General features: G+C 63.2%; 7 protein-coding genes and 1 pseudogene. 3 read left to right on the top strand and 5 right to left on the bottom strand.

The annotated features are described in order from the left end of the window. Positions 1 to 115 precede the first annotated feature (115 nt). The gene (locus PPN31114_RS23340; protein WP_150681913.1) at positions 116 to 1,474 is read left to right on the top strand and encodes an FAD-dependent oxidoreductase; all 1,359 of its coding nucleotides are present in this window, start codon (positions 116 to 118) and stop codon (positions 1,472 to 1,474) included. Between the two features lie 200 nt (positions 1,475 to 1,674). Then, positions 1,675 to 2,538, top strand: a complete 864-nt coding sequence (locus tag PPN31114_RS23335) for an NmrA family NAD(P)-binding protein (protein WP_150681912.1) — start codon at positions 1,675 to 1,677, stop codon at positions 2,536 to 2,538. An 11-nt stretch (positions 2,539 to 2,549) separates the two neighbouring features. On the opposite strand, the gene PPN31114_RS23330 is transcribed toward PPN31114_RS23335, so the two are convergent. The 4 genes and pseudogenes from PPN31114_RS23330 to PPN31114_RS23320 all read right to left on the bottom strand — a co-directional run bounded on the left by PPN31114_RS23330 (position 2,550) and on the right by PPN31114_RS23320 (position 13,590). Continuing rightward, the gene (locus PPN31114_RS23330; RefSeq protein ID WP_150681986.1) at positions 2,550 to 3,341 is read right to left on the bottom strand and encodes an alpha/beta hydrolase; all 792 of its coding nucleotides are present in this window, start codon (positions 3,339 to 3,341) and stop codon (positions 2,550 to 2,552) included. A gap of 74 nt (positions 3,342 to 3,415) precedes the next feature. Then, positions 3,416 to 4,627 (bottom strand): glycosyl transferase family 8, encoded by a 1,212-nt coding sequence (locus PPN31114_RS26665; RefSeq protein WP_370865915.1) that lies wholly within the window; start codon positions 4,625 to 4,627, stop codon positions 3,416 to 3,418. 300 nt (positions 4,628 to 4,927) lie between these two features. Beyond that, a pseudogene (locus PPN31114_RS26660) lies at positions 4,928 to 5,485 on the bottom strand (tetratricopeptide repeat protein); the annotation flags it as partial. Positions 5,486 to 5,703: 218 nt separating this feature from the next. Further along, positions 5,704 to 13,590 carry an ESPR-type extended signal peptide-containing protein gene (locus PPN31114_RS23320; protein WP_150681910.1) on the bottom strand — a complete coding sequence of 2,629 codons (7,887 nt, stop codon included), beginning with the start codon at positions 13,588 to 13,590 and terminating at the stop codon, positions 5,704 to 5,706. A 778-nt stretch (positions 13,591 to 14,368) separates the two neighbouring features. Between PPN31114_RS23320 and PPN31114_RS23315 the strand changes: the two genes are divergently transcribed. Then, positions 14,369 to 14,914 carry a glutathione peroxidase gene (locus PPN31114_RS23315; RefSeq protein WP_150681909.1) on the top strand — a complete coding sequence of 182 codons (546 nt, stop codon included), beginning with the start codon at positions 14,369 to 14,371 and terminating at the stop codon, positions 14,912 to 14,914. 67 nt (positions 14,915 to 14,981) lie between these two features. Here PPN31114_RS23315 and PPN31114_RS23310 read toward each other — a convergent pair whose 3' ends face one another. Further along, positions 14,982 to 15,953 (bottom strand): VOC family protein, encoded by a 972-nt coding sequence (locus PPN31114_RS23310; protein WP_150681908.1) that lies wholly within the window; start codon positions 15,951 to 15,953, stop codon positions 14,982 to 14,984. Between the last annotated feature and the right edge of the window lie 6 nt (positions 15,954 to 15,959).

Here is a 15,959-nt window from a genome sequence, read left to right as displayed (position 1 = left end):
AGTTTGTCCGATTTGCATTATTGAATGACCAAACGATGTTATCAGGTCAGTCGCAGGCGCGCCGACAATGATCGCAACGCCACAGCCGACCGCCTGAGCGCGGTCATCGAAAATCATGTCTGCCTTGCATGTGAACATCATCGGCGCTGGCCTCGGCGGTCTGTGCCTAGCCCAAGGACTGCGCCGCGCTGGCATTTCCTTCGACGTTTTCGAGCGCGACAGCGCCCCTGCCGCCCGCTTCCAGGGCTACCGCCTGCGCATCGACGACAACGGTGTCGATGCGCTCGACCGATGCCTGCCGCCCGCTCAGGCGCGCGGCGTACGCGAGTACGCCGCCGTCGCGCGCACTGGGGGACGCTTCGTCACCCCCACATTGGAGAATGCCGAAGTCGTGCTCCCGCCGAGCTGGCACGACTCGCACATCGAGCCGGGCACGGCAACGCCCCCGCCGAAGACGCGTGCCCCCCAAAAGCCGCGCGCCGACGACGTGCATGGCGACCTGAGCCTGCACCGTCAGACGCTGCGTGAGCTTTTGCTCGATGGCATTCTCGATCGCGTGCATTTCGGCAAAGGGTTTACTCACGCCACGGCGGCCACGGCCGATAACCTGCGTGTCGCGCACTTCGAAGACGGCACATGTAGCGCACCGGGTCTGATCGTGGCTGCCGACGGCACGCATTCGCGAGTGCGAGAGCATCTGCTGCCCGGCATGGCGCCGCGCGACACCGGGAACATCTGCTTCTACGGCCTGACACCGGTCTCGACAGCCCTGCTCGTGCTCATGGACCGCCACGGCGAAGCCGCATTGATGGAAGGCAGCACGGTAGTGTTTGCCGACGGCTTTGCCGTTGTGGTCGACGCGATGCTGTTTCGCCGCCCGCAGGAGATCGCCTCGCGGGTCGCCACCGCCGCCGTAGACTCGCGGCGCAACGGCACCGGCGACGCCGCTCGCATGCCGCTCTCGCGCGTGTCCGACTATCTGTACTGGGCTTTCATCGGCCCCTCGCACACGCTGATCGGCCGAGACGGCATGTCGCCCGACGCCGCCGGTCTTGCGCCGCTCGCCCGCATCGACACGCTCACGCGCCATTGGCACCCGCACTTGCGCTCGCTCTTCTCGCACGCGGTGCCCGATACCGTGCGCACGATGCCGGTGCGCAGCACGGCAAGCCCGCTGCCGTGGCAACTCGACGGGGTTACCGGACTGGGCGACGCGGTTCACACGATGAGCCCTGCTGGCGGCCTCGGCGCCAACACTGCGCTGTGCGATGGCGCCATGCTCGCGGACCATCTGCAAGCCGTCGCCAGTGGCAAGCAGTCGCTCGCGCAAGCCATCGCCGCGTACGAGCGAGATATGTGCGAACGCGCGCGCGAAGCGGTGCGCCTGGCCGATGCGGGTGCCGCCATGCTCAACGCACGCCGTGCCGCGCCGCACGAGACGGCACACACCGCCGCTGACGCGGTTCACCTGTAGCCGTATGCGGTAAGTGGTAACCGGTAAGCGGGTGGCGACTCGCGACGTTTCGCAACGATCTGCAACGGACTTGCCCTCGAATGGCGAGGGATTGGCGAGGAAATGACGACGAAGTAACACGCGCACGCCGGAGTCACCGCTGAAGCGTCGACGCTCCCGTGTTACTTTTACGGCAACGACATTGCGCGCGAGGAATGGCCATGTACACCGTAATGGGTATCACGGGGCGAGTTGGCGGCGTTATCGGGCACGATTTGCTCTCGGCGGGGCTGCCGCTGCGAGCCATCGTTCAGGACCCCGTCAAGTCGAGCCGCTGGGCGACGCTAGGCGGCGAGATCGCCGTGGCGGAAAACGGCGACGTGCAGGCGCTCACCAATGCGTTTCGCGGCAGCGAGGCTGTGTTCGTGATGTTGCCGCCCAACGCCGACCCCGAGCCGGACTTCTCGCACGCCCGTCATCTGATCGACGCCATTCGGCAGGCGCTTGCCGCCACCCGCCCGCAGCGCGTCGTGTGCCTCTCGAGCATAGGTGCCGATTGCGAAGCGCCGAGCTTGCTCAGCGCATTGAGCATGTTCGAGACGGCCATGGTCTCCCTATCGCTGCCGGTCACGTTCTTGCGCCCGGCATGGCTGATGGAAAACTTTTCGTGGGATATCGCGCCAGCGCGCGAGCGGGGCGTGCTGCCGAGCTATCTGCAACCGGTAGAGCGCGCCATTCCGATGGTCTCGACCAGCGATGTCGGCCATATCGCCGCGCGCGCCATGCGAGACGATGTCGCAGGCGAGCGCATCATCGAGATCGAAGGCCCAGAGCGCTACTCGCCGGACGATATCGCCGCCGCCTTGGCCCGTGCATTAGTGCGTGACGTGCATGCCGAAGCGGTACCGCGCGCCGCATGGGACCCGCTCTTCCGCGCGCAGGGCATGCGCAATCCGCTGCCGCGTATTCAGATGCTCGACGGCTTCAACGACGACAGCTTCCGCTTTACCGATGACGGCCGACATGCGATTCGGGGCGACGTCACGCTCGTGGAAGCCATTGCCGCGTTGGTACGCGAAAGCTAACGCCGCGCCCCTCAGCGACCACCCTCACAACGCGGCACAACGCGCAGCATAGCGGGCCATTGCTGCGCCCAATCGCCGTCATGAGTGATACCGTCCACAACACGCGTAATCACGCACCGGCCGCCCACGGCGGCGGCAAACCGCGCAGCAACGGCGGGCGGCACCACGGTATCCGTCGACCCGCTGAAGTGCACCTGCGGCATCGCCACCAATTTCGTCGCGACATCGATTGGATTGCGCGATTCGGGCATCGGCGAGACGTGATGCAGTTCATTCACGTAGGCCACGTCGAGATTCCCCGCCACTGTGCGAAGCGAGGCCACGTCCTGACGGCGTGCGGCGATCAATGCGGCAACCGCGCCACCACCCGAGTAGCCGATCAACTCGATACGCTGCCCCGGCACGCGCGCAGCGATGCGACTCACCGCATCATTCATGGCCTCGATGACCTCGGGGGCGAACCGCTTTCCGGTCCAGTAGGGAATGCCACAACGCGGGTTCATCGCCATCGGCGTGAACTGACACGGTCGCGCCAGATACACCACGTTTGCAGACGGATCGACCGCCGCCAGCGACAGCCCAGTGGCAGCCACGGGCGTGGGATCTAGCGAGGGCTCGGTGCGTGAGAGCCACGCCAGTCCATCGCCTTCGATATAGATGCGTACCGGCGCGTCGGCGCGTGTAATGCGCGAAAACGCGGTCAGCACGAAATTCGGCGTCTGCAACGTTTCGCGATGCAGACCCGCGGGCGCGGCGAGCGCTTCGGCGTGTTCATTGCGATCGAGACTCGCGCAACCCGACATCACGAGCACAGCGATAAAGCACGAACCCGCGAAGGCCCGCCCCCCGCGAATCGCCGTGCAAATCGCCGCGCGTATCACTCCGCAACCTCTCTGCGCTCGGCAACCCACTGCGTCAAATCGGCTGCCGCACGCGCGATGACGGGCGCCCACGCCGCACGCTCAGGCTGCCGGAGCAGGCGCATTCCCGGGTACCACGGCGTATCGTCTCGATCGAGCAACCAGCGCCAATCCGGCACAAACGGCAACAGCACCCACACCGGACGGCCCATCGCCCCGGCCAGATGCACAGGCGACGAGTCGACAGAAATCAGCAGATCTGCCAAATGCAGAATCGCCGCGGTGTCTTCGAAATCGCGAATCTCATCGCTCAGTGACACCATCTGCATACCGCTCGGCGGCGTATCGGCCTGCGACGACGCTGGCCCCTTCTGAATCGACAGGAACGTCGCCCCAGATGCGCCCAGCGGTCCCAACTGATCGAGATGCATCGACCGGTTGATGTCGTTCACGTGCTCCGGCCGCCCCGCCCAAACGATGGCAACCCAGGGTTTCGGCAACGCCGCGAGACGTGCCTGCCAGTGCGCAATGCGTGCCGGGTCGGCGCTGAGATACGGCACTTCGCCGGGCAGATCGTCGAGCTTGAGGCCCATCGCCATCGGCAAACTCATCAACTCGCAATGCTGATCGAAGGCAATCGGCAGCGTGCCGCGCGCCACGATATCTTCGTCACCCCACATGCGCTTCGCGATAGAGAACGTTTCCTGATTAACCTCGAAGATCACGCGCGCCTGACTGCGCTCGCGCGCCCAACGCGCCATGCGCATGAACTGGAACGTATCGCCGTAGCCCTGCTCGTCGTGAATCAGGAGCGTCTGGCCTGGAATCGGCTGACCGTCCCAGCGCGGACGTTGCACCTTGCGCTCGATCGATTGGGTATGTTCCAGACTGTAGCGATAGCGGTATTCGCGCCATCCGCGCTCGAAGTCGCCGAGCAGCAGCAACGCTTCGGCATAATCGAACCGATTGGCCAGATCGCCCGGCACTTGCTGCGCGAGCATACCGAGCACATCGCACCCTGCTTGCGCCTTGCCCTGTGCACGCAGCACCATCGCGAGCAATCGCCACAGCGACATCGGCGCAACGCCGCGCGACACTACTTCACCGAGCAGCGCCTCGGCCCCTGCAAAATCTTGTTCCCGCACCAGCGCCAACGCGCGCTCGTGAATCGCCACCACCTCCGATCGCGCTTGGACGGCAACCTGCGCGTCGCTATCTGCCCCCTGCACTGCCGCAGCCGGAGTACCCGACGCGCCGACTTCGATATCGGCGTGTTCAGGAACCCGCTTATCGATTTCCGCTTGAATGACTGCCAGCAAGGCACGCGCCTCGGCACTCTCCGGTTGCAGCGCCGCCGCGTCGCGGGCACAGGCCAACGCTTCGTCCAGACGACCGGCGAGACGCAGAATTCGTGCGCGCGCGCCAAGCGTGGACGGATGCCGTTCAGCAAACGCGCTCATTACCTCGACGATCTGAAACGCCCCGGCGACGTTGCCACGCGAGAGCTCCACATCGGCAAGGTTGCGATACGCGTCGACAAACTGCGGATCGATCTCAATGGCACGGCGCGCGAGGACCTCCGCTTCATCGAGCCGTCGCAGGGCACTTAGCAGCGCCGCCAGATTGCTGAGGGTATCGGCCCGCTGCGGCGCCAATTCGAGTGCGCGGCGATAGTGGGCTTCAGCGGCATCGGTGCGCCCGAGCAAGCGCGCCGTATTGCCAAGATTGTTCTGCGCATCGGCCGACGCCGGTTGCAGTTCGCTCACGCGCAGCAAGCACGCCATGCTCGGCTCAAGCTCGCCCGCCTCCTGCAACACAATCCCGAGATTGTTCCATCCGGCGGCAAACGTCGGATCGATGGCCACCGCATGCCGCGCAGCCGTCTGCGCTTGCTCCAGCCTGCCCGCCTGGCGGCACATTTCAGCCAAGTCCGACCAGAAAGCCGCAGGCGCACCCGGTGCGTCGCATGCCCGCGTCAGGTGGTTGATCGCCATCTCGCGCTTGCCGTAGGCATGCGCCATCAATGCCAGCAAATAGTGCGCATCGGGCTGATCGGGCGCGGCTTCCAGCACGCGGCGGCAAAGCATTTCTGCCTGCGCAGCCTGCCCGGCCTGCCAATGCGACTGTGCCAGTGCAATAGCCTGGGCGAAGGTAAGCGTACCGGGAGCGGAATCGGGAGAGGAGGACATCGGGGATGTGCCGAACGGCAGAGGCGAGCAGAACCCGCGGTGAAGGACTGCGCAATACTTCCACGGCGGTCGCAGCCATGTCAAATGGTGCGACCGCCGGGTGTGACATCAACGCATCAGAAGCGCTGTTGCACGCGCACGATACCCGTGTGCGAGATGAAGCCCGAACCGACTTGCAACTGGTAGCGAACCGAGGCGCTCAGGTTGTTCGCACGCAGGAGCGTCAGGCCCAGCGAGACATCCGCCAGGTCAGACACCGGCGTGGCGCCCACCGTCGTGAAGCCCGTCTGACCGATCGGGTCGGCCGCGAAGCTCGCTCCCGTGGCCAGACGCGTACGGTTGTACTCGTGCACCCAACGCAGGCTCAACTCCGGCACCAGACTGCCGTACGACGTATCGAACGGCAGCGCAAACTTCGCACCCAACGCGCTGCGCACCGAGCTAGCGGATGCGCTGCTCACCGACAACGCCGTGCCATTGCCACCCGTTTCCGTGTAGCTGTTCTGGTTCAGATAGCTATACGTGAGGCTTGCGAGCGGCGTGACCACTGCGCGGCCCACTGCCAACGGATAACCGAACTCGGCGCTGGCCACATACTGCTGACCATCGAAGCTGCCGTTTGCAACGCCGTTGAAGCCTTGCATCGACACGAGACGCGTCGAGTTGTAGCGCTGAAGCACTGCCGAGCCCGACAGGTTCACGTACCACGGCTCGCCCGTGAAGGCGGCGTAGCCGATCAGCCCGTAACCGTTCACGCTCGTGCTGTTGCCCGACGTGCTGCCATCGTTGTTGATGACCGTGCGCGAGAACTGGAACGCACCGCCGGCACGCCAGTGATCGCCGAATGCACGGTCGGCACCGACCAGCAAGCCGCCGTAGTTGGCGCTGTAACCATCGACACCGTCACGTGCCGACTGGCTGGCGTGACCGCCGAACGCCTGACCCCACACGCCCCAGTTCGATGCGCTGTCGCCCGTCGCCACGCCCGTGCCGCCGGCCTGTGCCACGCGCAAGCCGTTCACGTGCGCATTGACGACGCTGAGCGAGTCGAACGTTGCAGCACCTGCCGCACGCGTGTGCTGAGCCGGTGCCAGTTGCTGGCCGACGCGATTGGCCGAACCCGTCGAGTTGTCGCTAAGCGAACCCAGCGTCGCGTTGTACAGATTGAGCAACTGCGGATCGCTCACGCCGGTGTAGCCGAGCAGCCCGCGCAACGACGAGACAGCGTTCGGGTTGGACGCAATGGTGGCATTGCTGCGCGGGTCGAACGTCGGCGTAGTACCGCCGTTGTTGCCGCCTTCGCTGCCACCGTTGTTACCGCCGTTATTACCGCCGTTATTACCACCGTTGTTACCGCCGTTGTTGCCGCCGTTATTACCACCGTTGTTACCGCCGTTGTTACCCGAGCCTTGGGCCAGCGTCACCACCAGATCCTGATGCGTGCCGTTGGCCACGGCAGCGCCGGTTGCTGCAAGCGTCGTCGAGCCGTTGACCTTGTACACCAGCGAATCGGCGTTGTAGTTGGCCGTGCCCGCAGTGTCGATCACCACGTAGCGTTGACCGGCAGCGAACGAGTAGCCCAGCGATTGAAGTGCGACGCTCGAACCTGAGGCAAGCGTCGTGTTCCCGCTCACCACCAGACGGCCGTAGCCGCTGTCCGTGGACATATCGCCCGTGGTCACCGCGTTTCCTGCGACGCCGATTTGCAGCGTGGCACCGGCCGCCTGCGCATAGTTACCCGCGACCTGAAGCGCGCGATTAACTTGCAACACCGACGAGTCGTTGTAAGCCGTACGCGTGCCGTTCAGGGCGAAGTTGTCGTTCACCAGCAGGTTGCCGCCGTTGAAGTGCACATCGGCGTTCGTGCTCACGATGGTGCCCACACCGCCGCCAAAGCCCGTGAGCGTACCGAACGTCGAATCGGTCGCGCCACTGATGCGCAGGTCGTTGACAGAGCGGTTGATGATCCAGCCACCGATGGTGCCCGCGTTGTTGATCTGACCGATGCTGGCGTTTTGGTCCTGATTCGAGATCGCACCGCCAATTGCCGTGATCACACCACCGGCGAGGTTGTTGATCGTATTGATCCGGTCGCTGTTGTAGATCGCGTAGTAATCGCCCGTGATCAGACCTGCGTTGTTGATCGCGCCGATCGTGCCGCCATACACCGAGCCGCCGATGCTCGACGCACCGTTGTGAATGCCGGCAGGCAGACCAGCGCCGGTCGCCGTGATCTTGCCGCTGGCGAGGTTGTTGATGGCATCGATGGTGCCGCCGAAATTCCCCACCCCGTGCGCCGAGCTGTAAATCGTGCCGCTAGCGCCAGCAATCGTGCCGCTGTTCGTGAGCGTGCCCAGCGTAGCCGACGCGCCATTGCCCGGCGCCTGATTCACAACGGCGTTAAATCCGCTGATCAGCCCGCTATTGCTAAGCGAGCCGAACTGACCTGTGTTCACCAGACCCATCGCCACCACCGAGTTATCGGTCGCGGCAATCGTGCCGGTGTTCATGGCGGACGTGATGACCCCGTTGTTGGAAAAGGCCATCAAACCATCGGCGATGCGTCCGCTGTTTTGCAGACTGGTCAGCGTGCCGTTGTTCGTGAGCTTACCGAGCTCGCCGCTGATCGTACCGAAGGTCGTGCCTGCCACCGTCAGGTTGTTACCGTCGAACGTCCACGTCGGCGACGAATTGATCGCCAGGCCCGACACGAGCGGCGTCGTGCCGCCGATGGTACCGATATTGCCCGGCTTGAAGATCGTCACCACCAGGTCGGTCTTCGACCCGTTACCGACGCTCGCGCCGTTCGCCGACAACGCCGGATAGCCGTTCACCACATAGCGCAGCGTGCCTTCGTTGTAATTGGTCGCGCCGGCCGTATCAACGATGACGTAACGCTGGCCGCTCGCAAACGCGTAACCGAGCGATTGCAGGGCAATCGTCGAGCCCGGCGCAATGTAGCTGTTACCCGAGACGACCAGACGCCCGTAGCCGCTGTCGGTGCTCAAATTACCCGTCGTGTTAGCACCGCTCGCCACGCCGATTTGCAGCGTGCCCGACGCGGCCTGACTGTAGTTGCCCGACACCTGAAGCACACGATTGACCTGCAACACCGACGAGTCGTTGTAAGCGGTACGCGTACCGTTCAGATCGAGGTTGTCGTTGAGCAGCAGGTTGCCGCCGTTGAAGCGCACATCGGCGATGTTGCTCGCGATGGTGCCCACACTGCCACCGAAGCCCGTGAGCGTGCCGAACGTCGAGTCGGTCGCGCCGCTAATGCGCAGATCGTTGTTCGCGCGGTTGATGATCGAGCCAGCGATCGTGCCCGCGTTACTGATCTGATCGATGCCGCCTGCGCCTTGATTCGAGATGGCAGCGCCAACGGCCGTAATCACACCACCGGCCAGGTTGTTGATCGTATTGATCCGGTCGGTGTTGTAGATCCCGTAATAGCCGCTCGAAATCAGACCGGCGTTGTTGATCGCGCCGATCGTGCCGCCGTAAAGCGTACCGGCGATGAGCGACGCGCTGTTCTGAATGCCCAAGGCCGCAGCGGTGCCGGTTGCCGTGATCGTGCCACCGGCAAGGTTGTCGATCGCACCGATAGTCCCGCCGTAATTGGCCAGACCTGCCGCCGAGATCGATCCGTTTCCGCTAGCGCCTGCGATGGTGCCGCTGTTCGTGAGCGTGCCCAGCGTGGTGCTCGGCGTGGCGTTGCCCGACGCACGAACCATCACGCCGAAGTAGCCGCTGATGAGCCCGCTGTTGGCGAGCGACGTGAGCTGCCCGGTGCTGATCAAGCCGACGGCGTTCGACGAACCGTCCGTTGCGACGATCGTGCCGTTGTTGACGGCCGAGGTGATCGAACCGCTGTTGTACACGCCCGTCAATCTGCCGGAGATCAGACCGTTGTTTTCCAGACGCGAGATCGACGTCGCGCTGTTCAACCCAGCCATGTTGTCCGAGAGCAGCGTGCCTTGATTGAGCAGCGTTCCGACCACACCACCGTTGTAGATGGCCGAATCGGTCGGGCCGGTCGAATGCACCAGACCGTTGTTCTCGATGCGGGCAATGGCTCCACCGTTGGTGCCAATGGCCAGCGCCGACGTACCGGTCAGCGTGCCGTTGTTCGTGAGCGTGCCGAGCGAGCCGTTGATCGAACCGAAGGTCGTGCCTGCCACCGTCAGGTTGGCGCCGTCGAACGTCCACGACGGCGACGCGTCGATCGGCGTGCCTGCTGCCAGCGCCGTCGTGCCGCCGATGGTACCGAGGTAGGTCGGCGAGAAGATCGTCACCACCAGATCGACGTTGGCACCATTGCCCACGCGCGCACCGCTGGCCGACAGCGCCGGATAGCCGTTCACCACATAGCGCAGCGTCGATTCGTTGTAGTTGCTCGTGCCTGCCGTATCGATGATGGCGTAACGCTGCCCGCCCGCAAACGCGTAACCGAGCGATTGCAGCGCAATCGTCGAGCCCGGGGTGATGTAGCTATTACCCGAGACGACCAGACGCCCGTAGCCGCTGTCGGTGCTGAAGTTACCCGTTGTGTTCGCGCCGCTTGCCACGCCGATTTGCAGCGTACCGGCTGCGGCCTGCGTGTAGTTGCCCGCCACCTGAAGCACGCGATTGACCTGCAACACCGACGAATCGTTGTAAGCGGTACGCGTACCGCCCAGATCGAAGTTGTTGTTGACCAGCAGGTTGCCGCCGTTGAAGTGCACATCGGCGTTAGTGCTCACGATGGTGCCCACACCACCGCCGAAGCCCGTGAGCGTGCCGAACGTCGAATCGGTCGCGCCACTGATGCGCAGATCGTTCGGCGAGCGATTGATGATCCAACCGGCGATGGTGCCTGCGTTGCTGATCTGCCCCAGCGAAGACGTTGCCGACTGATTCGAAATCGCGCCGCCGAGACCGGTGATCAAACCGCCCGCGAGGTTGTTGATCGCACCGATCGTGTAATCGTTGTAGATGCCGTAGTAACCGCCGGAAATCACACCGGCGTTGTTGATCGTGCCGATCGTGCCCTGCGACGTCAGCGTGCCGTTCGCCGCCCCCGAGTTGACGATACCCGAGACGATGGCGCCGCTGTTGTCGGTCGCGGTAATCAGGCCACCGGCCAGATTGTCGATCGTCGTGATCGTTGCACCGCTGTTGCTCACGCCGCGCGACGGGCCCGAGATCGTGCCACTGTTCGTCAGCGTACTCAGCAGCGAATTGGTGTAGCCATTCCCGCCGTTTGCCACGGCCCACTCACCCGACATCTGACCGCTATTGACCAGCGAACTCAGTTGGCCAGTGTTAGCAAGACCACTCGTTACGCCAACGAGTGTGCCGCTGTTCTCGAAGCGTGTGAGCGAGCCGCCATTGTTGTTCACTGCGGCAAAACTCACCGAGGAGATTTTTCCGCGATTGGTCAACGTGCCGATCGTGCCACCGTTGACGAGACCCGAGTTGCTCGAACCGGTCGCCGCGATGGTGCCGTCGTTCTGGATACTTGCGATGCTGCCCGTGCCAGCCACCGAGAACGCGTAAGTGCCAGTGAGCGTACCCGTGTTGGAAATCGTGCCGAGGTTGCCCGTGATCGTTGCAAACGACGTGCCCGTCACCGTCAGGTTCGAGCCATCGAAGCTCCAGTGCGGCACCAGGGATGCCGACGTGCCGCTGACGAGCCCCGACACGCCGCCCATCGTGGCGACATAGTTCGGGCCGACGAGCGAGACGACGAGATCCTGGCGTCCGTTGTAGATCACCTGCGAGCCGCTACCCGTGAGCGTCGGGTTGCTCACGACGTAGTTCAGCGCGCCGGCGTTATAGGTGGCCGAGGCCGCGTCGATGACGACAAAGCGCTGACCGGCTGCCAGCGTGTAACCCATCGACTTGATGGAAATGGTCGAGCCTGCGGCAACCGTCGCGTTGCCACTCACCACCAATCGGCCATAGCCGGTGTCCGCCACCGGATTGCCCGTCGTGAAGGCACCTGCCCCCGCACCGACTTCGAGCGTGGCGCCGGCGTCTTGTTGATAGTTGCCCGTGACCGAAATCGACTTGTCGACGTGAAGGTTGCTCGCCCCGCTGTTGAACATCGTGAACGTGCCGCCGAGGTCGACGGTATCGTTGAGCACGATGTTGCCGCTCGTCAGGCGCAGGTTCGATTTGTTGTTCAGGAAGTAGCCGGTCGACACGCCATCGCTGCCTGCAAACGTGCCGAAGTTGCTGCCCGTGCCGCCCGTGATCGTCAGATCCTGCGTCGTCTGGTTGCCGACCAATCCGAGAATGACGCCGGCATTGTTAATCGCGCCGAGCGTATTCGATGCGCCGGAGCTGATCGCCGCGGTGCCGCCCCAAATCGTCCCGCCTGCCAGGTTGTTGATTGTGCCGATCGAGCCGGAATTGTTGATCCCGTACATCGCGCCGCGAATCACACCGCCGTTGGTGATCGTGCCGATCGTGGCAGTGGTGGCCGTCCCCGAGACGGTAAAAGTCGCATTGTCGATGCCATAGACGAAGGAGCCATTGCCCGTAGCCGAGATCGTGCCTGCGGCGGCATTTCCGTTTGCCCCCGAGTTGACGATCGACGTAATGGTGCCGCCCATGTTGCGCACACCCGAGGTCGCACCGGTGATCGTGCCGGCGTTGGTCAGCGTCCCGATGCTGCGTCCGGCGCCGTCGTTATACACGCCGTAGTCGCCCTGAATCAGCCCGCCGCTCTGGTTGTTCAACGCATCGATACGATTGGACGTATAGACACCGGCGCCCCCACTACCCATCGTGGTGGAGGTCGTAATCTGGCCGGAGTTCGACAGCGTACCCATCGACCCGAAGTTCTGCACCGCGAAACCGCCCTGCCCGTTGCTCGTTGCTGCGATCAAGCCCGAGTTGGTCAACGTACCAAGGCGCGAGGTGCTGACCACCGCGATCGTCGCAGCGGAAATCGTCCCGGAATTGTCGATCGACGTGATCGTGCTTACGTTCTGAATGGCATTGATGCCGCCCGTAATATTCCCGCTGTTCTCGATGGCGGAAATCTGGCCGAGCGCGTTGCGAATCCCGTAGGAGTTGGTGCCCGAGATCACGCCGGAGGCGTTGTTGTGAATCGTGCCGAGCGTCGCCGCGTTGGCAATACCGACATCCGTCCCCGTGATCGCACCGGAGTTCTCGATACGGTCGAGCGAGCCGATGACGTTGGTAGGGGCGAGGTAGTTGGTCGTATTGATAATGCCGACCTGCCCCTTGATCGTGCCCGTTGCGGACCCGGCAATGGTGTTGGAGATCGTGCCGATCGTCCCGCCCGCGTTGTTGATGCCGTTCGTGCCGCCGGAGATCGTCCCGGTATTTTCGATGCGATCGAGACGGGAAGGTGCAGCAGGATCCACCGGCGCCACGGTGATGCCATTGCCGCGGTCGCTCGCGCCAGTAATAGCGCCGTTGTTCGTCAGCGTCCCGACTGTACCCGACACCTGAACGGCAGCGGCGTTAAACAGCCCATTCGAAATCAAGCCATTGTTGGCGATCGAGCCCAGCGCACCGGCCACGGTCACGCCGGTTTGCGAGCCCGAGATGGTGCCGTTGTTGGTCAGCGTCGACAGGTTCGACAGCACGCTAGTTGCATTGATAGCAATACCCGCTGTGTCACCGGAAACCGCGGCCCCGGCACCCACCTGAATCTGCCCAGTCAGGTTGTCGAAACTCACGGACTTGACGCCGGTCATCGAGACGTTCAGATCGGTACCGTTCCAGTCCCATACGGGGAACCAACCCATTGCGCCGCCGGGGACAAGCGCGTACGAGTTGGTATCCGACTGCGTGACTGTCCCCACGGGTGACGGCGTTGCCTGAACCACGCCCGAGAGTACGGCCAGCGCCGCGGCGGCCGCCGCCTTGCGTGCACGGCGACGGTCCACCGAACGTGACTTGCCACTATGGCCGCAGGCGATTTCCGACGCGACCTGATACATGCCAAGACTGGCGCTCCACACCACGCGGTAGACGTGATTCATTTGATTCCCCTGATGAATGTTCTTTTAATGCGACGAATGCTGAATTCGGTACGATCCCGCGCGAAAACCCGCGATAGCAACGCAAAAACTCCGCCGTGCGGGCGAAGTCCGTTGATGAGGTGCGGGTGAAGCGGGACGGGGCGCCGACGCTAGTGCGTCATGGCGCGAGATAAGGCAACGCGTCGGTCGGGTAAGACGGGAACTGTCGGAAATGCGTCGCTTTGCCATGCAGCAAAGGAAATTTGCGCTCGCGCAAACGCGCCTGACGTCTGAAAAGCAGTACGAAGCATTCGGACAACCCCGTTTTATTGACTTGCGCTGTGGATCAGCGCTGTGTGCTTGTTATATGCGGTAACTTTTTTAATCCCGCGAATACTTTCACAAGCTTTCACGACTGTCAATCGGGAATCATCTACGGCCAATTTGCCGTTGATTTCATTGATATTTTTACGTCACACACGAACAACACATCGCCTAGAAAATTTCCCCAAATATGTAACATTCATATAACAAACGGTGAAATCACCGAGAAAACGATCGTCCTTTTTTAATGACTTCTACGCCTCGGCAAGCCAGACGACGATCAACTTACATAATCCTTACATTCGTGCCGGAATCACCCGATTGTGATAAATCGATACCGCTACTGCGCCGGTGCCCCCCTCCGGTGGATGTGCGCCCCGTCAGCGGGGTTTGCGGGCTTCCGATACACTCGGCTTCGTTGATCGCAGCGACTCCCGGATCACTCTCGAATCACTTTCGCCAAAGGAATTTACGTATGAGCACGACTATCGAATCTATCGCCGTCAACCGTAACGACGGCACGCCGTCCAAGCTTGGCGATTACGCAGGCAAGGTGCGTCTGGTGGTGAATGTCGCGTCCAAATGCGGCCTGACGCCGCAATACGAAGGACTGGAGCGTCTGTACGAAGACAAGCGCGGCGCGGGTCTCGAAGTGCTGGCCTTCCCGGCCAACAACTTCAAAGGCCAGGAACCCGGCACGGATCAGGAGATCCTCGACTTCTGCTCCACGCAATACAACGTGACGTTCCCGCTGTTCGCAAAAATCTCGGTGCTGGGTGACGACCGTCATCCGCTGTACGCCGCCCTGGTCGATGCCAAGCCGGAAGCTACGGGCGAAGGCCCGTTCCGCGAGCGCTTGAAAGGCTTTGGTGTCGAGCGGGAGAACCCCGCCGATGTGCTGTGGAACTTCGAGAAGTTTCTGGTGGGCCGCAACGGTGAAGTCGTCGCGCGCTTCTCACCGGATGTGAAGGCCGACGATCCGCGTCTGGTCGCCGCCATCGACGCCGAACTGGCGAAGTAAGTTATCGCAAAAACAGGCGCGCCGTTCCCCCCGGATCGGCGCGCCTGCCATGACCGGCCCAGCCAGCTCAGCGCTTGACCGTGTCGGTCATGAACTTGCCCGTGGGCGCTTCACCGCCCTTCTTCTGGCGCCGCGTCGTGCCATCGATGCCACCATCGACCGCCCACTCCGCGAACACCGTCGGCCCCGGCTCGAAGTCGCGCGGCTGCCACTCGGGCGTCAAGACATCCTCATCGGCGTAATACTCGATCAACGCCCCGCAGGGGTTCTTGAAGTACCAGAAATACGCGGACGAAATCGGATGACGGCCCGGGCCGAGTTGCGTCTCCCAGCCGCAGCGGTCGATGTGCATGCCGCCACCGAACACCTCGTGGATATCGCGCACCGTGAACGCCACGTGGTTCAGTCCGCGCTTACCGTTGGGCAAGGCGAGCAAGAACAGATCGTGGTGCCCGCCGTGCGGCGCACAGCGCATGAACGCGCCGCGATCGGGATAGCGGTCCGACAACTCGAAGCCCAGCATGTCTTCATAGAACTTCTGCGTCGCGGCGAGCGCATTGGTGAAGAACACCACGTGCCCGACCTCGATCGGCTGCGCCCGCTCGTACACCGGACTCGGCGTGTTCACGCGTTGCGCGGGCAGCCCCCACGGATTCGTCGGTGCGCCCTTCAGATCGAGCGCCCGCTTAGCGCTCACTTCCACACGCACGGCTAAACCGTTCGGATCGATGCAGCCCGTCGCGCCATCGCGGAAGTAGTAACCCGGCTGACCGGCCAGCTTGTCGGCAATAGCGGCGACCTCATCGGCCGTCGTCACGCCCCACGTCACCTCGCGCAACGTCGGGCCGTCTTCCATCGCAGGCGGCAGCGACGGATCGTCGTGCCGCACGGCCAGCACACGGCCGCCGTTGAGCGTTTCGAAACGCGCGCCGTTCGCATCGGCGGAAACTTCGGTGAGCCCCCAGTCGGCAAGAAAGCGGCGGCAGGTGTCGAGGTCGGTCACCCCGTAGGTAATTTGTTCGATGCCCAGAATCGTCATGGCAGT

This window comes from Pandoraea pneumonica, from assembly GCF_902459645.1.
Taxonomy (GTDB): domain Bacteria; phylum Pseudomonadota; class Gammaproteobacteria; order Burkholderiales; family Burkholderiaceae; genus Pandoraea; species Pandoraea pneumonica.
The sequence above is the reverse complement of the archived record's forward strand: the minus strand, read 5'-3'. Positions and strand labels throughout refer to the sequence as shown.